Annotated in this window: 19 protein-coding genes and 1 pseudogene; 5 read left to right on the top strand and 15 right to left on the bottom strand. The window is 42.5% G+C overall.

The genetic code is table 11. The annotated features are described in order from the left end of the window. Nucleotides 1-103: 103 nt before the first annotated feature. Both METLIM_RS17705 and METLIM_RS10435 read left to right on the top strand, forming a co-directional pair. Nucleotides 104-244: pseudogene (locus tag METLIM_RS17705) on the top strand (NAD-binding protein); the annotation flags it as partial. A 132-nt stretch (nucleotides 245-376) separates the two neighbouring features. After that, the gene (locus tag METLIM_RS10435) at nucleotides 377-832 is read left to right on the top strand and encodes a hypothetical protein (RefSeq protein WP_048145881.1); all 456 of its coding nucleotides are present in this window, start codon (nucleotides 377-379) and stop codon (nucleotides 830-832) included. Between the two features lie 50 nt (nucleotides 833-882). On the opposite strand, the gene METLIM_RS10430 is transcribed toward METLIM_RS10435, so the two are convergent. From METLIM_RS10430 to METLIM_RS15690, 5 genes are all read right to left on the bottom strand, one after another. Continuing rightward, the gene (locus tag METLIM_RS10430) at nucleotides 883-1,209 is read right to left on the bottom strand and encodes a hypothetical protein (protein ID WP_004078419.1); all 327 of its coding nucleotides are present in this window, start codon (nucleotides 1,207-1,209) and stop codon (nucleotides 883-885) included. Then, entirely contained in the window at nucleotides 1,206-1,472 is a 267-nt protein-coding gene (locus METLIM_RS10425; RefSeq protein ID WP_004078418.1) for a hypothetical protein, read from the bottom strand. Before METLIM_RS10425 ends, METLIM_RS10430 begins: the two co-directional genes overlap by 4 nt. Nucleotides 1,473-1,517: 45 nt before the next feature. Then, entirely contained in the window at nucleotides 1,518-4,085 is a 2,568-nt protein-coding gene (locus METLIM_RS10420) for a DEAD/DEAH box helicase (RefSeq protein WP_004078417.1), read from the bottom strand. A 151-nt stretch (nucleotides 4,086-4,236) separates the two neighbouring features. Beyond that, nucleotides 4,237-5,136, bottom strand: coding sequence for a proline iminopeptidase-family hydrolase (locus tag METLIM_RS10415; RefSeq protein WP_004078416.1), 900 nt, complete (start codon nucleotides 5,134-5,136; stop codon nucleotides 4,237-4,239). Between the two features lie 245 nt (nucleotides 5,137-5,381). Then, nucleotides 5,382-8,765, bottom strand: a complete 3,384-nt coding sequence (locus METLIM_RS15690) for a PAS domain S-box protein (protein ID WP_004078415.1) — start codon at nucleotides 8,763-8,765, stop codon at nucleotides 5,382-5,384. A 359-nt stretch (nucleotides 8,766-9,124) separates the two neighbouring features. Here METLIM_RS15690 and METLIM_RS17700 point away from each other — a divergent pair, with 359 nt between their 5' ends. Further along, a complete protein-coding gene (locus METLIM_RS17700; protein ID WP_394295895.1) occupies nucleotides 9,125-9,319 on the top strand; it encodes a dockerin type I domain-containing protein in 195 nt (64 codons plus the stop codon). A gap of 317 nt (nucleotides 9,320-9,636) precedes the next feature. After that, a complete protein-coding gene (locus METLIM_RS10405) occupies nucleotides 9,637-10,692 on the top strand; it encodes a hypothetical protein (protein WP_048145878.1) in 1,056 nt (351 codons plus the stop codon). 99 nt (nucleotides 10,693-10,791) lie between these two features. Here METLIM_RS10405 and METLIM_RS10400 read toward each other — a convergent pair whose 3' ends face one another. From METLIM_RS10400 to tsaA, 10 genes are all read right to left on the bottom strand, one after another. Beyond that, nucleotides 10,792-12,237: an NEW3 domain-containing protein gene (locus METLIM_RS10400; RefSeq protein WP_004078413.1), complete on the bottom strand. Its 1,446-nt coding sequence runs from the start codon at nucleotides 12,235-12,237 to the stop codon at nucleotides 10,792-10,794. Then, complete coding sequence (locus METLIM_RS10395) at nucleotides 12,234-13,340, bottom strand: ABC transporter permease (protein ID WP_004078412.1); 1,107 nt, start codon at nucleotides 13,338-13,340, stop codon at nucleotides 12,234-12,236. Before METLIM_RS10395 ends, METLIM_RS10400 begins: the two co-directional genes overlap by 4 nt. Next, nucleotides 13,337-14,260, bottom strand: coding sequence for an ABC transporter ATP-binding protein (locus METLIM_RS10390; protein ID WP_004078411.1), 924 nt, complete (start codon nucleotides 14,258-14,260; stop codon nucleotides 13,337-13,339). Before METLIM_RS10390 ends, METLIM_RS10395 begins: the two co-directional genes overlap by 4 nt. 502 nt (nucleotides 14,261-14,762) lie before the next feature. Further along, the gene (locus METLIM_RS10385) at nucleotides 14,763-15,419 is read right to left on the bottom strand and encodes a hypothetical protein (protein WP_004078410.1); all 657 of its coding nucleotides are present in this window, start codon (nucleotides 15,417-15,419) and stop codon (nucleotides 14,763-14,765) included. Further along, nucleotides 15,419-16,564: an AAA family ATPase gene (locus METLIM_RS10380; RefSeq protein ID WP_004078409.1), complete on the bottom strand. Its 1,146-nt coding sequence runs from the start codon at nucleotides 16,562-16,564 to the stop codon at nucleotides 15,419-15,421. The genes METLIM_RS10385 and METLIM_RS10380 overlap by 1 nt, the downstream gene beginning before the upstream one ends. A 136-nt stretch (nucleotides 16,565-16,700) precedes the next feature. Next, on the bottom strand, nucleotides 16,701-18,458 hold the full coding sequence (locus METLIM_RS10375) for a bifunctional metallophosphatase/5'-nucleotidase (RefSeq protein WP_004078408.1): 1,758 nt from the start codon (nucleotides 18,456-18,458) through the stop codon (nucleotides 16,701-16,703). Nucleotides 18,459-18,616: 158 nt separating this feature from the next. Beyond that, nucleotides 18,617-18,979 (bottom strand): HEPN domain-containing protein, encoded by a 363-nt coding sequence (locus METLIM_RS10370; RefSeq protein WP_004078407.1) that lies wholly within the window; start codon nucleotides 18,977-18,979, stop codon nucleotides 18,617-18,619. Continuing rightward, the gene (locus METLIM_RS10365) at nucleotides 18,976-19,197 is read right to left on the bottom strand and encodes a hypothetical protein (RefSeq protein WP_004078406.1); all 222 of its coding nucleotides are present in this window, start codon (nucleotides 19,195-19,197) and stop codon (nucleotides 18,976-18,978) included. The genes METLIM_RS10370 and METLIM_RS10365 overlap by 4 nt, the downstream gene beginning before the upstream one ends. A 495-nt stretch (nucleotides 19,198-19,692) precedes the next feature. Next, on the bottom strand, nucleotides 19,693-20,937 hold the full coding sequence (locus METLIM_RS10360; protein ID WP_004078405.1) for a DMT family transporter: 1,245 nt from the start codon (nucleotides 20,935-20,937) through the stop codon (nucleotides 19,693-19,695). Nucleotides 20,938-21,037: 100 nt separating this feature from the next. Continuing rightward, nucleotides 21,038-21,616, bottom strand: coding sequence for a tRNA (N6-threonylcarbamoyladenosine(37)-N6)-methyltransferase TrmO (tsaA, locus tag METLIM_RS10355; RefSeq protein ID WP_004078404.1), 579 nt, complete (start codon nucleotides 21,614-21,616; stop codon nucleotides 21,038-21,040). Nucleotides 21,617-21,957: 341 nt separating this feature from the next. Between tsaA and METLIM_RS10350 the strand changes: the two genes are divergently transcribed. Continuing rightward, nucleotides 21,958-23,463, top strand: coding sequence for a glutamine synthetase family protein (locus METLIM_RS10350; protein ID WP_004078403.1), 1,506 nt, complete (start codon nucleotides 21,958-21,960; stop codon nucleotides 23,461-23,463). Nucleotides 23,464-23,479 lie beyond the last annotated feature (16 nt).

Below are 23,479 nucleotides of genomic sequence, written 5' to 3'. Positions count from 1 at the left end.
GACGGAAAAGGTCATAAAATTATAACCTCTGCCAGAACAGAACCATAAAGTACGATAAAAAACTGAATAATAGCAGTTATCACAGAGCAGAGGAGGCAAAAAACTGGACATAATAATCGGAGGCGGAGAATACGGAAATTCCGCCCTAAAAAAACTAATAAGAGAAAACCGGCCCGTAATCGTAATAGACGAAAATCCGGACTGCAAAGCCTGCCAGAAGTATAACCTGACAGTCATCTCCGGAAATCTGCAAAGAGAGATTATTAATGACAATCCTGCCGGAAAATATTTTATAAAAGGCGGCATTAGGGAGGCTGCTGAAATAATCCGGGAAAATCCCTGTATCGAGAGAATCTTTCCCACAGCACCTGTGCATGTGTCAGCCGGAATCATAGCAGAAATTGCCGGATTTATTCCAGGTCCTGCCGGAGCAGAAGAGATCATAAAAAAACTTCCCCAAAATCTGGTGACCGGCAGAGACGGCGCCAACATCTACTGCTCACTAAACCCAAAGAAAGCCTGCCTGAAAGACTGCCCGGAACCTCCCGTCTGCCCGGTAACGAAGGAGAGGCGTGAAACACCCTTATGGTCAGTTCTTGAAGATTACCTGAGCCGGAAAGATCAGATAAACAATACAGCGTCAATAGTCATCCCGTCCCGTCAGTATGGCCCCGGACTTGGCTACATCAGTTCAGAAGACCTCCGCTTCGCCATAGCAAAAGCCAAAACCCTGCCAAAAGTCCGGGTTGCAACCGCCTGCAAATGCCACGGGGTTATAACTTCACTGAAGAGAATTCCTCATAAACAGGGCTTAGAAAAGAGGATAAAATAATATCTTAATGGTCTTTGATTTATTATGGTTTTGGGTGAATATCTTTATTTTCAGTAATGAAACCGTCTCTCATACTGCTTATGTGAAAACCATTCGACAATGAGGCAGATTTCATCACCGTCTGAAGCAAAAGAATAAACAAGGCGCCATCCATGAGGAAGATCAAACTTCCAGAGGTTGTCAATACCGTATTTCTTTATATAATATTTTGGTATCTGTGAATACGGGATCTGAACACCTTTCAGGGGTTTTTCATAAATAATATGGAATGCCTTTTGAAGATTATTATATAATTCCTTCTCTTCATATGATCCTGATTTAAGATTATTGTAATTTTCCGAAAGATTAGATTCAATAAAATATATCCTGCGTTTCATATGATCCGAAGTTCATCAGAGTCAAGGTATTTTTTTACCAGTTCCGGATTGTATATCCAGCATATATGACCTTTTGAATCTTCTGCAATTTTTTTTGATTCAGTCAGATAAGTAAATATCTCCTCAAACTTCTGATAATCAATATTGGTGCTGCAATTTCTGCGGATCTCTTCCTTTGTGTATTCTCCCCCTTTTGTCCGGATAAAGTTTTCAATCAGCAAAAGAGCATCATAACCTGCATATTTTACAGAATCTGCCTGCATGTTTCATTATTTCTCTTTATGATCATATAATATTAATGGCCATACTTATCCCGTTCTGTACGCCTTCATAAGCCTTGTTAGAATCCTGACCGTCATCTCCTTATCCGGCTCCCTTTCGTCATTATCCCGGTGCGAATAAACACACGAAATACACCCCTTCTTACACCTGCATTTTGTCACAATCTCAAATGCCATCTTAAAAATATCATATAAAATATCCCTTGCCTTCTCAGAAAGCCCTACGCCGCCCATGAAATTGTCAAAAATAACAACCGTGGGAGCACCATCTGTATATTCAAACTCACTATAAGCAACGCACTTCATATCACCCGGATCACAGAGCACAAAATGGGGGGCAACAACAGAGAGAATATTGGAAAGACCGGCAAGACCGCCGGAAAACTTCACCTCTTCATCATCCGTCATCTTTGGGACAGTAAACCATAGCCCCCTTGTATCAATGTTAATAGGCCTTAAATCAAGCTCCTCCTCCCGGATCTTTCCCCGGCCGTCATACTCGGAATACTTGAAAAACTTCTCCTGAACGATCATGCTCCCAAACCGTATATGCAGACTTCCGGCAGGGACAACAGTTCCGTCCCCTGAAATTTTAATTGTGGTAATACTTGACGCAAAAGTGTAATTCTCAGTATTCTCCTCAGTCACAGTTACGGTCTTATCCGGAGTATTCAGCATCCTGACACGGTAACGGGTATCTCCGTGAAGAATAATCGCTCCTTTGTGCCCTTCCCTGTAAGCCTGATCCTCAGAGAGCGTCTCAATAACACAGCCTCTGCATTTAACAGTATAGACCTCATGCGAAGAATTCCTGATCCTGATATTGCCCTGCACATACTCTCTGACGGCCGGCTTCCAGATATTTCCGGATCTGACAATCAGATGGCTGTAAAATGCCGAACGGGAAGCACTGGTTAAAGCCTTGTCAATATCGCATCCAAAGGTCCTGTCATGTTCAGACGAAAGATAACCATACTCATTCATCGCAGAGACCAGATGGTCATACAGGATATACTTATTTGAGGCATCTATAGCGGCATACTCACTTGACTTAGTGAAGAACTCATCCGGATTTTCAAGTATATACCTCTCAAGCGGGCTGTTAAATCCCATAAAAATAACAAGGGCCGGACTGTCCTTTCTCCCGGCCCGCCCCGCCTGCTGCCAGGTTGACATGACAGAACCCGGATAGCCTGAGATTATCACACAGTCCAGTGAGCCGATATCAATCCCGAGTTCAAGGGCATTTGTCGAGCATACCCCTGCTGCACGGCCGGATTTTATATCCGATTCTATCCTCGCTCTCTCATCATACCGGTAGCCGGAACGGTACGATACAATCTCCGGCTTTGAACCGTAATTTCTCTTCCTAATCTCCTGCTTTGCTGCATCTGCTATAAGCTCGGTTGATTTTCTCGTCCTTGCAAAGCATAAAGTCTGGATTCCGGCAAGAGAGAGGAAAGCAAGCATCTGTGCCGTCTGATCAACCGGAGAAATCCGGTCTCCCCCCTTAAAAAAGATAAACCTCTTTTCATTCTGCTTAGATCCGCTCTTATTCACCATGACAAAATCCCCGCCTGTAAGGTTTTTTGCATGCTCAACCGGGTTGGCTATTGTTGCAGAAGACAAAATAAATGCCGGATTTGACCTGTATTTAGCTGATATAAGCCTAAGCCTTCTCGTAAGAAGGGCGATATGTGACCCGAAAACACCCCTGTATGTATGGGCCTCGTCCATAACCACATAATCAAGGCTGGAGAAGAGAAAATTCCAGCTCTGGTGATGGGGCAGAATTGCGGCATTGAGCATATCCGGATTGGTAATTACTATTGATGGTCTTCTCTGCCGGATGCGTCTCCGCTCATCACTGTTAAGGTCACCGTCATACTTCTCAACAAAAATTCCGGGCAGGATTTTTTGGGCAATCTCACGTATGGCTTTTAGCTGGTCAGAAATCAGGGCCTTTGTCGGGTAGATTAAAAGTGCCCTTGATGCCGGGTTTTTAATTATCGAATTCAGTACTGGTATCAGAAATGCCAGAGTCTTTCCGCTTGCAGTTGGTGTAGTGATGATGACATTTTTTTTACTGACGGCATATTCTATCGCTTCGGTCTGGTGTGAGTAGAGATTTATACTGTTATCTTTGAGAAATTCATAAATCCCCATCTCCACACCATGTGGACTTCTGTACGACGGAGCCTTCTCTTCAATAACCTTCTCTGCCACAATACCGCGTTTAAATCCCGGATTTTTCTTTAGGGCAGTGATAGCATCGCTGATATTTCCGGGCCGGATATTTACATTCTCCGGCTTTCTCCTCTCTTTTCTCTTCTTCTTCTCTCTTTTGGCTCTCTCCTCAGCCTCTTTATTTTTCCTGACAGCCTCTTTTATCCTTGAATCGCTCTGAACTGATCTAAACCTTTCCGCAGCTGCCCGGAGGCTCTCTTCATCTGCCCTGTATACCATCTCTTTGAGATGGATCCCGATATTGTTATTCTCACGGATTATAAAGCCCGGCTTTTTTGAACCCTTCCATATAGTAATCCTGTCCATCTCTCCGGCTATTAAATCAATGGCATCAGCCGGGACTATCATATATTCCAGACAATCTATGTGGAATATTATGACAGGATTGCCCGTCCCCCTTTTATATTCAAATGTTATCCTGTTACTGCCTGTAATATGCCCATCTCCGGATCAGTTCAGCTGAACAATTAATAATATGTTGTCCGCCGGCAGGTATAACTTATTTTATTCCGGAATTATCTCTCTTATCTGTTCTGCTTAAAAATTCACTCAATACCGCCAGATACTGGTTCTGCTTCTCAAGATGGTGCTCGTGGGATGCCCCCTTAAAGACAGCCATCTTAGAGCCGGGAGTATTTTTATGGTAGTATTTTGTCGTCTCCGGCGTGCATTCGTCAAACTCACCGCAGGTGTACAGCACCGGAAGGTCGAGTTCAGAGAGCCGGTCAGTAAGATCAACATCTTTTAAGGTCCCGGTTACTGTGAACTCGCTTGGCCCCTGCATATATTCATACACCTCATGGCCAAGTTTTTCCATTGTTTTGGTCATCTCGTCCGGCCATGGTTTCATGCGGCAGACATGCCGGCTGTAAAAAACCTCCATAGCATTTTCATAGTCAGGGTCTGAAAAATTTCCGGATTTCTCACAGTCATAGATTATCTCCTTCAGGTCATCCGGCATCTCTTCAAGCAGCCTTCTGACGTCCTTCTCAAACATCTTCATGCTCATAACAGGCCCTGAAAAGGTGAGCGAACTGACACCGGCAGGTTTTCTGTCAAGATAGTAGGAAGCTGCGAGTGTAGAACCCCAGGACTGGCCCATAATGTGGACTTGTGTGAGATTCAGGGCATCCCTGACGGTTTCAAGCTCGTCAATATAATTCTCAACCGTAAAATAGCTCAGATCATCCGGTCTGTCCGAGTTACCACAGCCGATCTGGTCATAAAAGATGACCGGCCTCTCATCCGAAAGCTTCTCAAGCGGTTTTAAGTAGTCGTGCGGAGCACCGGGCCCGCCGTGAAGGCATAATAGGGGGGTGCCTTCCTTATCATCCCCGGCGATGCCATACCAGAGTTTTAATCCGGAAATATCTATATATCCTTCTTTTATTTCGTCCATAAATACACCTTCACCGGAGATCTTTTATCTGAACACCGGAATAATCAGACATTATCCCCTGAGGATATATTTGTTTGTGTATAGGAAAAAAGGGGCGTATTATTGCTTATTTGCAATATTGCATTGCTAATATCGTTTTTTTCACATCCGGCCGGCTGAAAAAAGCAGCAGTATGTTATTCATCTCTTATTTTGACTTTATCTGACAGTTCGTTTTCATCTGCCGGAAAGTACGAAGGGAATGGCTCATATTGACTGCCTGTAGTAACCGTCCGGAACTAAAATCTCAAACCTGGCACCACTTCCCCTGGCACCGTTCTCCCGGATGGTAATTCCGGATATTGATAAGATCTCCCTGACCAGAAATAGCCCAAGGCCGGTGTTTGTACCGTACCCACGCTCAAAAATTCTCTCTTTCAAACCCTCTAAAATACCTGTGCCGTTATCCTCCCAGATTATCATGAAACCTTCCGGAGTAAACCTGTGAGTTACCGTAATCTCTGTGACTCCGTTGCCATGCCGGACGGCATTGTCAATCAGGTTATGCACAACCTTGCCAAGCATTGGATCGGCAAGGATTTCAATTCCGGAAAAATCCGCACTTACAAAAATCCCCCGTGGAATTTTTTCATTTGAGAGGTAACCTGCAAAATCCTGCCAGAGCAGGTCCAGACTTCCAATATCTTCATAGTCCCTTGCAAATTCAAGCTCTTCAGATATGGCATCGACAAGGCCTTCGATATATTCCAGATTTGAAACCATATCAGTGCCTGCAAGACTTTCTTTCAGGAGATCGACAGAGAGGAGAATCCCGGTGATCTTATTGAATGTGTCATGCCTTGTAATCGAGGATAAGAGGCTCAGTTTGTCATTTGCCTGGCGCAGGGCCTCTTCTGTCTCTTTGAGGCGGGTAATGTCCATATTTAAGCCGACCATCCGGAGGGCATGCCCGTTTTTGTCCCATTCAACAACCCGCCCTTTGGAATTGATCCATATCCATGAACCGTTCCTGTGCCTCATCCGGCAGACAATATCAAAGATCTCAGTCTTTCCTGAGAGATGATCTTTATGTGCCCGGTAGACAAGAGGGAGGTCATCCGGGTGGATGTTTTCTTTCCAGAATCTGAAGTCATCCTCAATTTCACAGGATGAATATCCAAACATATCGGCCCAGTTGTCGTTGTGAAATACCTTATTTGTGATGAGGTCTCGATCCCATAGTCCCAGATTTGTCCCGTCGATTGCGAAATTAAGAGTCTCTCTGGCCTCTCTTAGCTCCCTTTCAGACTGCTTCTCCCTGGTTATGTCGCGGATGGAGACGACTGTTTTTTCTGTTTCCGGGATTATGCCAATATTTATAACAGCATCTCTGATCTCGCCGTTTTTGTGAATGAAACTGAATTCATGGCTGTCAGGGACGCTGGCCGGATCAGTGAGCCGGAGGGAATAGTATTCTCTTATTTTCTTCAGTTCTTCTTCCGGGATATATCTCCGGAGATCACTGCATTCTCTCAGAGTGTCATCGTCATAACCGCATATTCTCTTTAACTCTTCATTGTAGTCCCGGATGGCGTGTTCGTCTATGAATACCATTGCAGTGCCGGTATTTTCAAATATGGTTTTGTATAAGTCCTCTTTTTCTTTATATCCTGTTATATCTATGGCAGTTGATACAACAAACTCATTTAATCCGTCTTTACCGGTCACAGGAGATAACTCATAGATGAAATGCCTGATTCCCTCTGCTGAGGAGTATGTCGCCTCTCCGCTGATTTTTCTCCCGGTTGCAAATACTTTTCTGAGGTTGTCGTCGTAAATTCCGGCAAAATCCACATTTCGTGAGTTTTCAGACTTTTTTTTGCCTATTATCTCTTCAGGTGTTACACCTAATACCTCTGCACCTCCTGGTGATGCGTACACAAAATTAAGGTCCCTGTCATAGACATAGTAGTATACCGGGGATGCAGAAAATACCGTATTTATCAGGCAGTCTTTATTCCTGAGTTTTTCAATTATTCTGACCGTCTCTTTCTCGGCAGATTTCCGGCTGGAAATATCCCTGATTATCCCTTCAACGCCGCAGATTTGCCCATATCTGTCATATATCTGGTGGCTGTTGACTGATAGGTCAATGAGGGTCCCGTCTTTATTCCTGAAACAGACATCATAGTCGCTTACTGTACCGTTCTTCTCCAGCAGGGATTTTAATTCTTCTCTTTTTTCCGGACTGGCGTACAGTTCTTCAACTTGAAGGCCGATTATTTCATCAGGAGAACTGTAGCCAAGTATTTTGTGTGCTGAACTGTTGATATGGGTGATTTTTCCGGAACTGTCTGTCCGGTAAAAGATGTCTTCGATATTGTCGATTATCTCTTTGAGCTGGATTTCATTCTGTCTCAGTGCTTCTTCTGCTTCTTTTATATCTGTGATATCTATGGCTGTGGAGACTACGGCGTCAACCCCGCCGTTGACATCTTTAATCGGGCTTAATTCATACTGGTAATACCGGTTGCCAAGTACAGTCGGGTAGGTCGTATAGGCTGAGAATACTTCCCCCGTTTCAAATACTTCTTTTATCTTCTCTTCAAGCGGCTCTAAGAGTTCAGCCGGCATATTCAGTTCACGCCAGGTCCTGCCGGTCATCTCCTCCGGTTTCATGCCGATTTGTTCTGCTCCTTTTGTGCAGACATACCGGAATTTCATGTCCCTTTCATAGACATAGAAGTTTACCGGTGTTACGTCGAAGACTGCATCTATGAGGCTTTTTTGCTCCCGGAGTTTTTTAATCAGTTCAGATCTTTCCTTTTCAGCCGATTTTTCATCTGATATATCCCTGACTGACTCTATTGCTCCTGTAATCTCTCCGGATGAGTTGTACAGTACCGAGGCTGTGCACCGGATATATGCCCCTTTTCCTCCGTATAGTTCCGGTGCAAAGGTCTCTGCTATCAGCTTTTCATCGTCGGGGTAGAGGATGAAATAATCAGAGTCGCGGACCAGATGTTTGTTTAAGACTATATCTGTCAGGAATGGTCTTTTTTTCCCGTAGAAGGAGAGGGAATATTCATAGCTTTCCCGGCCAAGCATATCTCCGGCTGAAATACCGGTGATCTTCTCCATTGACCTGTTCCAGGCTATTACCTTTCCTGAATTGTCAATAGCAAAGGTGGCATCCGGCAGGAAGTTCATCACGTCCGCCATTTTGCTTTTCTGTTCTCTGACGGCCTTTTCTGCCTTATTTTTTGCTACTGCATGGCGGACAAAATTTACGAGTTCTGTGATGCTGACTTTCGGGTTTACGCCTTTCTGGAGGTAATAGTCGGCACCGGCATTGAGCGCTTTTATTGCGACTTCTTCACGCCCTTTTCCGGTGTAGAGGATGAAGGGTATTTCATTGCCGGTATTTCTGATTTCTGTTAAGAATTCTATTCCGTCCGTCTCCGGCATCTGGTAGTCTGAGATTACGGCATCGTAGTGGTTTGTGTTTAATTTTATGAGGCCTTCTGCTGCACAATTGGCTGAGTCAAGGGTAAATTCACTGTACTGCTGAATGAATGCCTTCATTATATCGATCAGCACGGCTTCATCGTCTACGTATAAAAGGGATATTTTGTTGTCAGAATCTGCCATTATTTCAGCCTCTTTAATATAATTGGAGAGGGTGAATAATAATGGTGATCATTTGGGGTTTTTAATGGCAGTTTCCTGAGATGTTTTGGATTTGCCTATTATTAATTGGCTCTGGCTAATATTTTGAATTGTTTAATATATCTGCTATTGGCTTTCAGTTTCTTTCTTTCTGTAATTATTATATAGTTGTATGTGAAGTATAATACTTATGATACAACAATTTGTTAACCGGGGGAAAGAACTTGATTTTCTAAGCAGTTGGAGATAAGAATGATTATTCTGCCCTCTCAGTCTGCAATGCTTCGTGGAGTAACTCATTTAATAAATATGAATGCTGCTGCACAGATGGAAGTGTCACAATTACCGGAATAAAAGGTGATTTCAACAATAACAACGAGATCGACATCGGTGATTCATCAAAAGTTGCCTATGCAGTAGCGGATAAAGTCGAACTTACTGTCGAAGAAGCAGACTTCAATAACGATGGAAAATTAGATGTTGGTGATGCTGCAATGATTGCCTGGTATCTCATCGGAAAGATCCCAACACTATAATCCCAAACAAATTTTCAAAAAACACTTTTTTTCCACAAGACTCATTATCCCGGCTGAAATTCCGGCTAAAAACCCATCTGCCACCAAAGGGTTCATTTTAAATAAAATCCCGACTACAATTTACATTGTCCGGGGGAACTGATTCATTAATTATAACCGGAAAAGTAAAAATTGCGATAAGAAATTAAAATCCTGAAATAATATTAATAATCAGATATAATATTGATATCCATAACCAAAGACAAAATCAACAGGACATCTAAAAAAACAAATTATAAAATGCATTTTGGGGGTGCATTATATTGTTAAGATTACATTTGGGAAATAGATCACTACAGTCATGTAATAGATTAAAGCAGACATTATGCCTGCTGGTACTGATTTTTGCAGTAATACCTCTCTCATATTTTAAGGATAATGAAGAATCCGGAAGAGATGAAACCTGCAGTTGTGAAGCATACAAATATCAATCCGGCAGAGAGAAAACCTGCGGCTGTGAAGCATACAAATATCAATCCGGCAGAGAGAAAACCTGCGGCTGTGAAGCATACAGCCGTGAATACGGCTATGCCGCAGAGAGCAGGGATTACATACACAGAATAAGCAGTAGAGAATACTGTTACAGAACATCACCGGAAGGGTATTTATCGGACAGGTCAGATTCAAAAAAAATCCGGCTAAAACATCCTGAAATTCCATCCGGCACCAACCCTGAGATGAGAGTTCCGGATGCCGGCGACAAAATAAAAATTCTCGACATCACAGACGGTTATATCAGATTGATCAACGGAAATATCACCATTAACCTGATACAATATCGTGCAGACGGTGAAGAAAAATTATCCGATAAACTGATGATCTACTACTCATCAGGGACGACTCCGGAAGATCTGAACTCTCCAAAACTCACACTTGACGGTTCAGGAATTGATCTCTCAGCTAAAAACTATCATATCAGCATCTTCAGCAACTGCCGGCAGATGGATAATTATACCATCCTTAATTATGACAGTAAGAAAACATTCCACCTTGATGGATGCCTCGACTCCAGCCCTGATACAGAAAATCATCCTGACCCATATCCTGTAAAACCGGCAGAAGACCAGCTGGGTTTATGCGACCTAATCATCAGAAATGGCGAAAAAATTACATTCAGGGTGAATGCAGACCTGGATAAGAATTTCCGGATTCCAAAAAACATCTCTGTTAAAGTCAGGCTGTACTTAAATTCCGGGGAAGAATATATAGATTCAGAACCACAGTACCTGAATGACAACCTGCCGCAGGATTTTATCCTTACGTACAGGCCAAAAGATTACAAAGAGATATACTGCATAATTCCGGTAGTCTACGCAGAAAAGACTGCAAACTGACCGGAGTATATAAATTATCCAATACCCGGATTACTCATAATTCCGGTTCACACAAAAAAAAAGATATTTTTTAAGAGATAATCACCCATTCAGGGCTTTTCATCTCCTCTCATACTTCCTGAAGAAGTAATAAACCCCTCCGGCAGCACAGACTAACAGAAGAATTCCAAAGATCCCGATTAAAGAACTCTCATTTACAATAATCCTGATATCATCGCTCTCCTCCTCCTGATCTGACACAACCTTTACTGTAATCTTATACTCCGAAGCAGCAATGCTTGCCGGAGGTATAACCTTCAGATTAACCGTTTTGCGTTCGCCCGGACCAATTGACGGAATAGTTTCAGGCACAGACTTTACATTCCACCCTTCAGGAGCCGACACCTCAATATGAACATTGGTTAGTGATTCCCCGGAGCCTGTGTTTTCAATCCTGACCGGAACATCGACCGAATCTCCCTTTGTCAGCTCATATCGGTATTTATCTGAAAATACAGACATACCTATATTTCCTGATATCTTGGCCTCAAGATCTTCCCTGTACTCACCATCAGACGAGGTGACCAGTGCCTGGAATTCATAGTCACCCTTGCCGGCAGAGTATGGCGGAATTACCTCAAGGTACACCGTCTTTTCAGCACCTGATTCTATAAATATCCTGGACACGCCCGCACCGGAGTCCTTATTCTCCTTATACCTGAAGTACCACCCGTCAGGAAGGCCCTCTCCTCCAAGCTCAAAGAGATCATCACTCTTACCGACATTTGAAAGCTTAAGTTCAAACAATGGCTTATCACCGACAGAAGCTGTCACAACCGGAGACTTGACATCAATATTGAGACCGAAATTCTTCTTCTCAAGCATTATTGTTCCGGCATCGGTTGTATATCCGGAATTTATCGAGATTTCGTCCTTTGTTTTGGTGCTGTACCCGCTGCATTCAATCTTCAGGTAATATTCTCCCTGTTCCACCTCAGTTCTTACTTCACCATCAGCAGACGTATAGACAGATGTAACTTCAGCATCGGTATTTTCCCGGAAAACACCTATTTTTGCACCTTTAATCTTCTCATCCTGGTCATTTACAACAACGGCCTTTAATACACCGGACTCACCTGCATGGGTCCTGTCAATAATGACATAGAGCCACATCCGTGCATCGTCAATCCTGACCCTTACCGGATATGTGCCAACCGCAGTATCGCCATCCGTATCTATCTCAAAAGTGACAGTGATCGACTGCCCTTCAGTTAAGGCAACCCTGTCAATCTCAAAATCTCCGGAATAGAACCTGAATTTCCAGCCTTCTTCTCCCTTAAAGGTGTCATAATCCAGTTTTTTTGAGTAAGTGCCCTCATTATTCTTAATATTTAATTCAAATTTGAGAGTCTCTCCGGCCTCGACAATCTTTCCGGGGTATGTACAGGACAGTTCCACATTCTGCCCCGAATCTGCCGATACAACGGTTGGCATAAATACCGATGATATAAGCAGGAAAATTATGGATAGTTTAAATATCCTCAGGAATTTATTTTCAGTCATCATCTCACATCAAGCCTCATGAATTTTATATATGCTGCTGAGAAGAACGCCACCGGAATTACAATCAGCGATAACAGATTTACCCAGATGCCGCCTATAATGTCCATGAATCCGGGTTCTTCAGGTTCTTGCATCTCTCCCGGCATAATTGCGGAATTATACATGTCTCTTTGTGCAAAAACCTGTGGGTATGTCAGATAACTGGTTATATACTGGAAGTTGTTCGTCGGTGAGAGCAGGTTGATAAAGTCTGATATCATCTGGCGTTTGTCCCAGTAATTCCGCATCTCCTCCTGGTACTGCCGGAAAACTTCATTATCCTCATATGGGTCCTTATAACCGGATACTTCGCCGTCTGAGGACGCTGAGACGACAACCGTATCAACCGCAACCGCTCTCATCTCCATCATTGCATCTTCGGGGAATTCAGGCGGAGGGCCGGTGATGAGATCCATCGTAGGTCCCCAGACAAAGACCGGCAGAAGGCTTGAGAGGAATACAAAGATTATCAGAGTATATACGAGTGAACTGCCACTGTCCTTTGAAACTGTGGACATAAAGAGTGATATTGCAAAGTATGAAAAAATCATCAGGAATGCAGCAAACCCAAAGAGAACCAGAAGCAGAATCTCACTGCCTGAAGGAACGATTGAGAAGATGAGCATTGTCGCAAATGCAATTAAAAACGTGACCGCAAGTGCAGCAACAAGGGCGATAATTCCGCCTATCGCCTTTCCGTTTATCACCTCGTCCCGGAATATCGGGTGCGAGAGAAGAATTTTAAGCGATTTGCTCTCTTTCTCCTTAGTTATCAGGTCAAAACCCATCGCAATACCAAGGATTGCACCAAGGGATGCAAGGAGTGTCCCGACACCGGAGAAGATTGTCATCACAGACGGCTTAAACATGCCCCAGCTGATCTCATCTCCGATCTCAGCCTGATTCTCGTTATACTGTTCAATCTGTTCATTATACTGTATTGAACCTGATGCCATGCCGATGATGGTTACGGCAAGGATGATTCCGAGGAAGAGCAGGAATTTTCTGCTGTAGATATGGTCCTGAAATTCCTTCTCGGAGATTGCAAAGAGGCCGTTTGACTTCAATTTGCAGCCTCCAGGTTATAGTAGGAGAGGACTGCGTCCTCAAGTGTTGTCTGATCGATGCAGAGTTCTTTTATCAGCACATTATTCCGGTTAAGAACACGTGAAATTTCGGACCGGACATCTGATTTTGCAGTAATTACTGCTCTCCTGCCGTCTGCCGATATCTCAGTACCGGTAATATCTGATATCGCAAGTTCCGGAATCTCAGACTCTGCCTCAAGGTTGATTATAATGCTCTCAAGTCCGCAGATGTTCAGGCTGCCGGAGAGTTCCTGCCACGAACCGCGGTGTACAAGCCGTCCTTTCTGCATTATTCCGACATCAGAGCAGACCTTGCTCACTTCTGACAGTATATGTGACGAGACCAGAACTGTCTTTTCAGAGTCAGAGATCTGCCTGATAATCTTTCTGTAGTCTGAAACTCCCTGCGGGTCAAGGTTTGCAGTCGGCTCGTCAAGTATCACCACTGACGGGTCATTAATCAGGGCTTTGGCAATTCCAAGCCTCTGCCTCATTCCCTTTGAATATCCGCCGACAGTCTTTTCAACTCCTTCAAGGCCTACGAGTTCAAGAAGTTCCGGTATCTTCTTATCGCGTAGTTCCTTATTCATGTCATAGAGTTTTGCAAAGAAAGAAAGGTTCTGCTCCGCTGTCAGATTCTGGTAAAATCCGACATCTTCCGGCATATACCCGATATTTCTCTTGACTTCCACCGGGTTTTTTGAGACCTCAGTCCCGTCGATTAAGCATTCTCCTGATGTCGGCTGAATAAGGCCGCAGAGCATTAAAATAGTTGTACTCTTACCGGCACCGTTAGGGCCTAAGAGTCCGAATATCTCCCCGTTTTCAATTGTTAGTGAGAGGTTGTCAACGGCATTTATTCCGTTGTAGGTTTTGGTAAGGTTTTTAAATTCGATCAATGTATCATATCCTGCATGTCCGGATAAATTATCCGGGATTTCAGATCATTCTGAATCTCTCTTAATCCGGATTATTATTTTTTCGCCGTTCCCTGTCCCCCCTAACTCTCAGGATGGCCTTCTCTTGTATGTAAATCCGGATCTTTACCTGTTGCGTCTGATTGATTTAATTAAGGTTCAAATTTTAAACCAAATTTTTAAACCAAAAATGAAGGTTCAAATTTTAAACCAAATTTTTAAACCCAAAATAAAGGTTCAATTTTTAAACAAATTTTAAACAAATTTTTAAATTTACTTATACTTTTTCCGGATGTGGCTGTTCATATCCCATATTGGCAGGAATGAACAACATTTATTCCGCAGAAAGCACATATCACGAATATATTGATTGTTCAATATTATATATGCAATGATCACTTCAGGTTTTTTCGTAGTCATCGATGGTTATATGCCGGGAACTTTTTTTCCCAACGTATAACCATAAAGGAAGGTGTGTGGATGATTATTCTGTGCAGTATAGGAGTTGTTCTTCAAAATCCTGAAATGAGGGCAGGCATCGTAATTTATTTATGGATTCAGTTTTTTTAATATCATCAGTCTTCTTATTTATTGCAGCGTCATCAACAAATTTTCTTTTATATACATACTTTTCTCCATAGGCTTTCTCTTTAATTATGGTCAAAGAAATTTTGTTTAAATCTGTATTGATTCTGTGGCATTCTTCAAATTTCATGGTTAATGCCATCATCCAGTAGTCCATTGTTTTAACCGGCACTGCACATACAAGACATGGATTTATATATCCTGATTCTTCCGAATACCAGGGATTGTTTTTTATGAATACTTTATATAATTCCATAATCTTACTTTTGACATCATTGCCAATACCGTCTGCCTCTTTGTCATTATCATTATCCACACAGATAACAAAAACATCTGCCTTTCCGTTAAATCCGTGGTGAAGGAATTTAAAGAAGTAATCCGGTCTGTTGATTATAGCCTGTCTGCCTCTCTTTCCCTTTTGAGTAGAACTCATCTCTATAAAATCGTGAGATCTGCCGGCAAGAATTTTACTGATAATTGCAGAAAGAATTTTTCTGTCTGTTGAACCTTCGGTAATCAGATGAAATAATATTGGTTTATTATCTGATTTTGTCATTAAAGTCCCCCAATAATACCTTCCAGCCACAGTTCAACAAGTGATTCTCCCGGAATATAATCTCCCCTGAATATATTTAATTTTTCAGTTAATGGAATATATTCTGATTTGCCGTTTTTCTGTTCACAGACAAAGATCAGTTCCGGAAAATCACTCAGACTGTCAAGAATCACTGGTGAATGTGTTGTTATGAAGAACTGTGTACCATACCTTTTAGAGTTAAAAATAATTTTATTGAGAATTTTTCCAAGTGTAAAGGGATTCAGTCCGTTTTCTATCTCTTCAATGAGAACAATCCTGTTTGAATTATTCATATGAATGAGCGTCAGAATAGCAAGCGAGATTACAAATCCGTCTGATATCTGTGGTGACATAAAATCCCAGCTACTGCCGTTGATTTTCCTTGTAAATTCTATGGCATACCGGTAATCGCCAAGGTGTGTGAAGGAGAAACCGGTGACATCAGGAAATATATCTTTAAAATCATCTGTTATTATCCTGAATGCTTCCGGATCCCTGTCCCTCATTGTAAAAAGGACATTGACAAGGTTTTCCCCGTTATATTTAAGGAAAGGCACGTTTGATTCAAGAGGATCTATTTCACGTTCCTTTTTAATCTCCTTAGGAACAAACTGGAACTTTCGTATTGCCCGGCAGGCATAATACATATCAATAAATTCCGGTTTCAGCTCTCTTTTCTGTCCCAGTTCTCTCATTAGGATCTGGTCCTGATTTTCAACAATTTTATTGTAATATTGTGAGATTATCTCTTCATATTTCACAACCGGTATGAATTTTGGATAGCCTTTGGAATTGTAAACTGAATCTATCCGGTATGAATGGGTAACTTCTGACTCTTTATCTGATATTTTTGTATTTTCTGTAAATTTCCTGAATGCCAGGTCAATCTCAAGGCCTTCTGTTTTGATGTCTGAACCTTTATGGAATACATCCGGGAATGAAAAGGGCCTTGGGCCAAACAATTCACTTAGAGGTACTGTAAGTGAACGTGAATAATACTCCAGAGCTTCAAGAAGATTTGATTTTCCAGAGTTATTTGAACCAATTATTATATTTACGGCATCCGGATTTATCTCCGTTTCTTTAATACTCTTAAAGTTTTTAATCCTTATCCGGGAGATCATTAACTATTGTTATATTTCAGGGTTCATTTATCTTTGCTTCATCTCCGGCATGGCAGTTTAAAAATATTATTTATGCCAATATTCGGTGTTATAATTCTTTATTCCGGTAAAAAAAAGCGAGAGTTTTTGAAAAATATCACCGCAGGACTTTGATCCTTCTGTCAGTACCTGGTGTTATCGGTGAGTTTTTGACAATATCATCAGTCAGAAGATTTTCCAGGTTAATCTCGGTATTATACTTCCGGCTTTCAGGGATTGCCTCCAGATTGGTATATCCGTCCCCTCCGCCGGAGATATAATCATTTACGGCAACAGTGTAGGTTTTAGAAGGATCAAGGGGCACAATGCCTGATTCTGTCACCAGTGACAGGTTTTCGATCCGCATGCCTGCACACTTAATGGTTGCAGATTTTGTTTCTGAATCAGAACCAGCCTGGTTAGCAGGAGATGAATCTGCATCATAATCTAAGCAGAAAGTCTCTGCCTCTGTATTTATCTCAAAATTTATCCCCGAAACCTGCAAAAAACCTCCGGATGGCAGTCTGTACTCACCAGGGCAGTTGTCACCGTCAACAATTATTGCAGAGGCTGATCTCTCAAGGGTATCCTTAATCTCCTCACCTGTCATCTCAATTTTGACGATTATATTTTCATAAGGGAGAATTTTACTGACAGTCAGGTATGTTATCTCTCCGGCAGGTATGATGCAGTCACCCCTTATCGCTCCTGAATTTATCAGTGCGACATCGACTCCGGGAACATTTTTCCGTATTGAATCAGCAACGAGATCTCCGGCATTTGTCTCACCTGTTCTAAGAGCAGATTGCCGTAAGTCAAGAGGCACGGTTGTGTACCCTATAGGTTTGGAGAGGCTCTCTGTGTAGTTTTCATAATATGACATTACATAAGATGTGATGGCATCGTCATCAGGCATATCCTCCGTAATCTGATAACGCCCGATTGAACTGTCAATAACATCTCCGTCCCCGACTGTGAGATCCACAGTGTCCAGCTCTTCACCATATTTTCCGGAATGGACAATCAGAGTATTTCTGCCATCCGGTGAAGTTACTGTCTCATTCCAGACCAGATGGTCATGCCCTCCTATGATAAGGTCAATTCCGGACACATACTCTGCAAATGGGAGTTCTTCATCCTTCTCCTGGTGTGTGAGGGCAATAATTATATCCACACCTTCGTTCTTCAGTGATTTTACTGCCAGATTACCCATCTCTGTGGTATTCCTGTACAGAATTACATCATCGCCGAGTTTCACTATCTTATCAAGCTGAGGTGTAATTATACCGAATACGCCTACCTTCATCCCTCCGGCATTAAGGACTGTATAGTCCTTTACAGACTGGTTCAGTTCCGGATCTGTGAAATCGAGGTTTGCACAGACGACAGGATATGAGGCATTTGTTACCCACTGCTTAAAATTTCCGGTTGAGAAATCAAAGGCATGGTTTCCGGGCACAGCAGCGTCAACACCCGCCATTGAGTATGATTTAACTTCCGGAATTCCGGAATACATATGATAAAAACTGCCCTCTCCGAGATCGCCTGCAAAGAGATAGAGCGTATTGTCATCTTCTTCTCCAAGCGTATCTGCAAGTGCAGCAATGCGTCCGATTCGTGTCCCTGTATCATTATCACTCATCGGGAATATGTGGCTGTGTATATCCGGAGTTGCAAGAATTCTGAGAGTATTTAAATCAGGCTTTTCCCCGGATGCCGTCTGCATATCTTTTCCATCTCCGGGATTCGGGGTGTCACTGACTTCCGGGTTGTAAACCGGATTTTTTGGCAGAATAAATGCAAAAGTTACGGCCATAAATATTACAGCCAGAATGATAATTCCGGCGATGAGTTTTTTCTCTGATATTTTTCTCATAATTAATTTCCTTTCGTCTGTTCCCGGACAAATATCCCGGATATTACATACATCTTAATGTTTAAGGCTTTAATTTATTTTCCGGATATTTTCGGCAGATTTCCGGCTGAACCGGACTAACATCCGGATGATGTAAGAATAATTTGGAGTTTGATGGTTTATTTGAATGCTTCAATGATATCCTCTGCATATTTTATGGACATTTTGACATTATTTTCATTTACTGTATATGCGGGGTCATCATAGTCAGCATTATTTCTCCATCCGCGAAGATCCTGGAGTTTCCTTGCAAGTTTATATTCACCTTTGGACCTAAGGAATGAACGTATGAGCAGATGATCTTCCGGGTTATTATTTGGCCTGAAATCCAGATTATCTCCTGCATAATATTTTACATGCGAAAAGGCAGCATAATACGATCTGCTGATTATTGTTCTGTCAGCTGCTTCTTTTGGGAGCTTACCTTTATTCTCCTGAAGGAATTTAACGATGAGGAGAATGTCAGGCCAGAAAAATGTCATATTCGGTCAGCCGGAGGTTTAAAATCTGTTGTAATTATCATCCAGCCTCCGGTATCAGCAATGTATTTTTCATATTCATTGCATATCCTGTCAATCCTGTCCATAATATCATCATCATATGAATATTGCCTGACATAAATGGCGATGTATCTGTCGTATATCTCAGGGTCTCTGTAAAGTTCTACTGAAACCTGTGAATTTTTACCAAATTCCTTCACGGAGGCTACTGCTGCAAATACCAGAGGGAGGTATAATTCCTTATTTTCATTCAGATATTCTATGAGTCCGTCTTTTCCGGGGAATCTGACTTCTAAGCGCTTATTTAGTTCATCAAATGATTTTTCAGCTAATAACCTGAAATCTTTACAGCTTTTTGATGATTCAGCTGCTATAACAGTTTTAGTTACCTTATCTCCGGACTTAATATTTAATTCGTCTATAATTTTAAGGAGGGCGCTTCTTAACTCCGGATATAATCCGGTGTCTGTTATCTCATTGATGAATCCGGGATTGAATGTCTGGCTATTTATAGGGCCGGAATCAGATTGTTTTGATTGATAGGAATTCAGGTTTAATCCTCCTTTTTATAATCTGGCTCATTTGCCTGAAATAATCATTTGAATTATTCATTTCTCTGTTTATTTGCAACCATTATTATGCTATCGGTAATTTTGATTTGCCCGTAAGTAATTTAATAACGTCAACTGCCTGTTTCACTCATGCCTGTGCCGGTGGTGAATATCAGGTCTGTGCGGGTGTTCATGTGAGAATTCCTCATGGGTGTGGATATGTGAGTGATGGCCGTTTTTGTCCACCGGAGGACTGCCAGGACTGTGCTCATGGTCATGGTGAAGGTCGTCATGGGAATGCCGGTGCTCATGGCTCTCAGCCGGATGGGTATGTATGTGGGAATGGTTCTCGGTTGCAAGAAGATAAAGTCCGAGTGCAACAAGCGGCAGTACAAGAAAGAACATGGCTCCGGGAATATCCTGAAAGATGATAAATGAAAATATTACTCCGAATGCCGGGTTCATTCCGAATATTGATCCGGCCCTGGCAGATCCGAGACCCCGAAGTCCGTAGAAGTAAAGGGTGACCATAAGCCCGCCAAATGAGAAGAAACCAACAATCATTGCCGGAATCATCTCCGGCAGCGGAGGGAAGTCTGAGCCTGTTATCTCTGCAAGGATGAAGAGGACTATTCCTGCCCCAAGACCTTTTGCAAGGACTATTGAGACGGGGTCCTTTGATGATATTTTACGCCCCAGATTGCAGTCAATACCCCAGCATGTGCAGGTCAGGATAACCCCCAGTGCACCAAGTGATAGGCCGGTTTCTGCTCCGGGGGTGTACGTAAGCAGAAGGCATGCAAGTGTTATAAGTCCAAGGGCCGCCCATACTCTTTTTCCGACAGGTTCATGAAATATAGTCGCTGCGATTGCTGTCCCGGCTACTGCCTCAAAACTAAGAAGCATTGAAGCGGTCACTGCCGGGACATGAGGCAGACTTATCATTAAAAGGACTGTTGAGAGGATTGATCCAAAAAAGACCGAACCTGCAAGCCAGGGGAGGTCTTCCTTTGTAAGCGGTGCCTCTCTTGTATGCCTCTTATTTTTGCCTCTTTTTCCGGCTAAAAACCTTGAAAACAGATAAAAAATCAAAAGACCGGCAGCACTGCCGAGATAGAGGACGGATGCAAGGGTTAATGGCTGCATATCATTCAGGAGCAGTTTTGCAAGCGGAGTTCCGGCTGCGAAGAGTGCTCCTGCTGAAAGGACGCATAATACGGGTAAAAATTTCCGGTTTATCATCAGGATGCTTATTTGTTTTATCTGATTCAGGATATAGATTTTTAAATTGTCATTTCCACAGACTGGCTGATTGACCGGCTGATTAATTCCTCTTTTCCCCTGTGAAGAATTCTGTATTCCATCCTCTATCTGTGGGCTGTTACTCATGAATGACTTTTCAGGGCGTTATGTTTAAAAAAAAAGAATCCGGAGATGCCATATTATTCTTCCGGACAATAACATTTCCACATTCCTGACGGAATGGTTATTACTCTTCGTAGTTTTCAACGATAACTTTCATCCAGTCCGGAATTCTGACATCGTCCCTTGGGTAGAATTCAATGACATATGGTTTTATGTCAATTACAGGGCTTTTGTCAATGGCGTCCAGTCCGGATACCTTCAGGACATTCCCCTTTACTTCCAGGAGGCGGACTACCTTTGTCAGGACAGGATTTGGGCGGGCCGGGCTGCACGTGCAGAACAGTCCTGTGAGCGGGTTTGTCTCAACGCCCATCGGGTGTACCTTTTTAAGGCTGCGTCCTTCTTCAGTTATCTCATGTCCCCAGTATAAAATTACAATATGTGAATAATCCTCTATATCTTCTAAAAGTCCGGCATACTCTTCTTTGAGTATAATTTCAGATATATCCTCTCTGACAGAGTGAAACTTCTCTATTGTCTCTTCATATTCGCCGTTTAATTTAAGTCCGTCTTTACCGGCTACAAGAGGGGGTTTTAGACAATTGTTTTTTACTATTCCTATCGGGCGAATGGTGATGTCTGCAGGGTTATCAATTTCAAAGCCGGATGTAACTTCTGCTGAATCTTCTGATTTAATATCCATGTGAGTTCATTCATATTTTTTATTTTCCCGGGATTAAAATATGCTGATTTTCAGTTTTGATTTTTCATTTAATAAAACCGGAATTTCCGGGATAATTGGGGGAATTAATATATACTATATATCTGCCTGTGCGGTTTGGCCGGATTTGTATAAGTTTAAAAATATCTTATATTTTGCTCTTTTTTGACATAATCTCTCTTTTATGGGGCTGAATGCTATTCAGATCTTCTGGTGGATGCGCTCTTCTTTCTATTGTTAATATAGCTTCCTATATTGTTCTAAATATCGTTGATTCAATTACGACTATTCTTATATAGATTATAACTAACCTTTATTGGAACATGACAATCAATGAAGTTGCAATGAACCCGAACGAACTCGTTCAGTTTCTGAAGAAATCCCCTTCAGAATTTACAAAAGACGATATTGTTGCCTTCTGTGAGGCAAAAGGTATTGAGATGGTTAACTTCCGCTATGAGGGTGGAGACGGCAAACTTAAGATGCTGAACTTTGTTATCTCATCAAAGGAATACCTTGATACAATCCTCACAGACGGAGAGAGGGTTGACGGAAGCAGTCTCTTCTCATTTGTCGGAGCAGAGAGCAGTGACCTGTACGTAATTCCACGCTACAGGACAGCTTTCGTAAATCCATTCACAGAAATCCCTACACTTGAGATACTCTGTTCATACTATGACAATGAAGGAAAGCCACTTGAATCCTCAGCAGAGACAATCCTTAAGAAGGCAGACGCTGAATTTACAAAGCAGACCGGTGCAACCTTCAAGTGCCTTGCAGAACTTGAGTACTACGTAATCGGTGACAAAGAAGATGTCTTCCCACCTGTTGACCAGAAGGGATATCACTCCGTTGAGCCGTTTGTAAAATACGAAGAACTCCGTGTCGAAGCAATGAAGCTCATTGCACAGGCAGGCGGAAAGATCAAGTACGGCCACTCTGAAGTAGGATGCTTTACTCAGGGCGAAGTATACAATGAGCAGCACGAGATTGAGTTCCTTCCAATGCCGGCAGAGCAGGCAGTCGAATCACTCATCATCGCAAAGTGGATGGTCAGGATGCTCGGATACAGATACGGCGTTGAGATCAGCTTTGCACCAAAGATCACAGTCGGAAAGGCAGGTTCAGGTCTTCACATTCACATGCTCGCAGAGAAGGACGGCAAAAACCTCCTCGTTGAGAATGGTGTTCTGAGCACAACAGCAAAGAAGATGATTGCAGGTGTCCTTGACATTGGTGATGCAATTACTGCATTTGGAAACACAGTTCCAACATCATACCTCCGCCTCGTTCCACACCAGGAAGCACCAACAAATATCTGCTGGGGAGACCGCAACCGCTCAGTTGTTATCCGTGTACCACTTGGATGGAATGTAGACAAGAGCATGACACTGGACGCAAATCCGGGCGATGTTACAATTTCACTTGACAGACCATCAAAGCAGACCTTTGAATACCGTGTCGGTGACGGATCAGCAGACCCATATCTCCTTGTTGCAAGTCTTATCGTAGGTTCACTCCACGGACTTAACATGAAAGACGGTGTCGAGAGGGCAGATGATCTCTACGTTAATGTAAACATCTTTGCACCTGAAAATGCGGAACGCCTTGCACAGCTCAAGCAGCTCCCTGTTTCATGCGAAGAATCAGCAGATGTTCTTGCTGAGAAGCGTGCAGTATTCGAGGAGAACGATATCTTCCCGGCAAACATGATTGACGCAAGAATCGAGATGCTCAAGGCATACAAAGACAAGGGACTTTCTGAGAAACTCTACGGTAACGATGAAGCTATAGCAGAACTCGTTGCAAAATACATCCACGTTGCATAAATAAATACAAAACCCA

Origin of the sequence: Methanoplanus limicola DSM 2279, from assembly GCF_000243255.1 — an archaeon.
GTDB classification, from domain to species: Archaea; Halobacteriota; Methanomicrobia; order Methanomicrobiales; family Methanomicrobiaceae; genus Methanoplanus; species Methanoplanus limicola.
The sequence above is the reverse complement of the archived record's forward strand: the minus strand, read 5'-3'. Positions and strand labels throughout refer to the sequence as shown.

What these genes read in the sequence shown, in the direction of transcription:
- METLIM_RS10425 (WP_004078418.1), bottom strand. Translation starts at nt 1,472, where the DNA reads ATGCAGGCAGATTCTGTAAAATATGCAGGTTATGATGCTCTTTTGCTG.
- METLIM_RS10360 (WP_004078405.1), bottom strand. Translation starts at nt 20,937, where the DNA reads ATGAGTAACAGCCCACAGATAGAGGATGGAATACAGAATTCTTCACAG.
- METLIM_RS10350 (WP_004078403.1), top strand. Translation starts at nt 21,958, where the DNA reads ATGACAATCAATGAAGTTGCAATGAACCCGAACGAACTCGTTCAGTTT.
- METLIM_RS10370 (WP_004078407.1), bottom strand. Translation starts at nt 18,979, where the DNA reads ATGACATTTTTCTGGCCTGACATTCTCCTCATCGTTAAATTCCTTCAG.
- METLIM_RS10415 (WP_004078416.1), bottom strand. Translation starts at nt 5,136, where the DNA reads ATGGACGAAATAAAAGAAGGATATATAGATATTTCCGGATTAAAACTC.
- METLIM_RS10385 (WP_004078410.1), bottom strand. Translation starts at nt 15,419, where the DNA reads ATGACAAAATCAGATAATAAACCAATATTATTTCATCTGATTACCGAA.
- tsaA (WP_004078404.1), bottom strand. Translation starts at nt 21,616, where the DNA reads ATGGATATTAAATCAGAAGATTCAGCAGAAGTTACATCCGGCTTTGAA.
- METLIM_RS10380 (WP_004078409.1), bottom strand. Translation starts at nt 16,564, where the DNA reads ATGATCTCCCGGATAAGGATTAAAAACTTTAAGAGTATTAAAGAAACG.
- METLIM_RS10420 (WP_004078417.1), bottom strand. Translation starts at nt 4,085, where the DNA reads ATGATAGTCCCGGCTGATGCCATTGATTTAATAGCCGGAGAGATGGAC.
- METLIM_RS10400 (WP_004078413.1), bottom strand. Translation starts at nt 12,237, where the DNA reads ATGATGACTGAAAATAAATTCCTGAGGATATTTAAACTATCCATAATT.
- METLIM_RS10430 (WP_004078419.1), bottom strand. Translation starts at nt 1,209, where the DNA reads ATGAAACGCAGGATATATTTTATTGAATCTAATCTTTCGGAAAATTAC.
- METLIM_RS15690 (WP_004078415.1), bottom strand. Translation starts at nt 8,765, where the DNA reads ATGGCAGATTCTGACAACAAAATATCCCTTTTATACGTAGACGATGAA.
- METLIM_RS10375 (WP_004078408.1), bottom strand. Translation starts at nt 18,458, where the DNA reads ATGAGAAAAATATCAGAGAAAAAACTCATCGCCGGAATTATCATTCTG.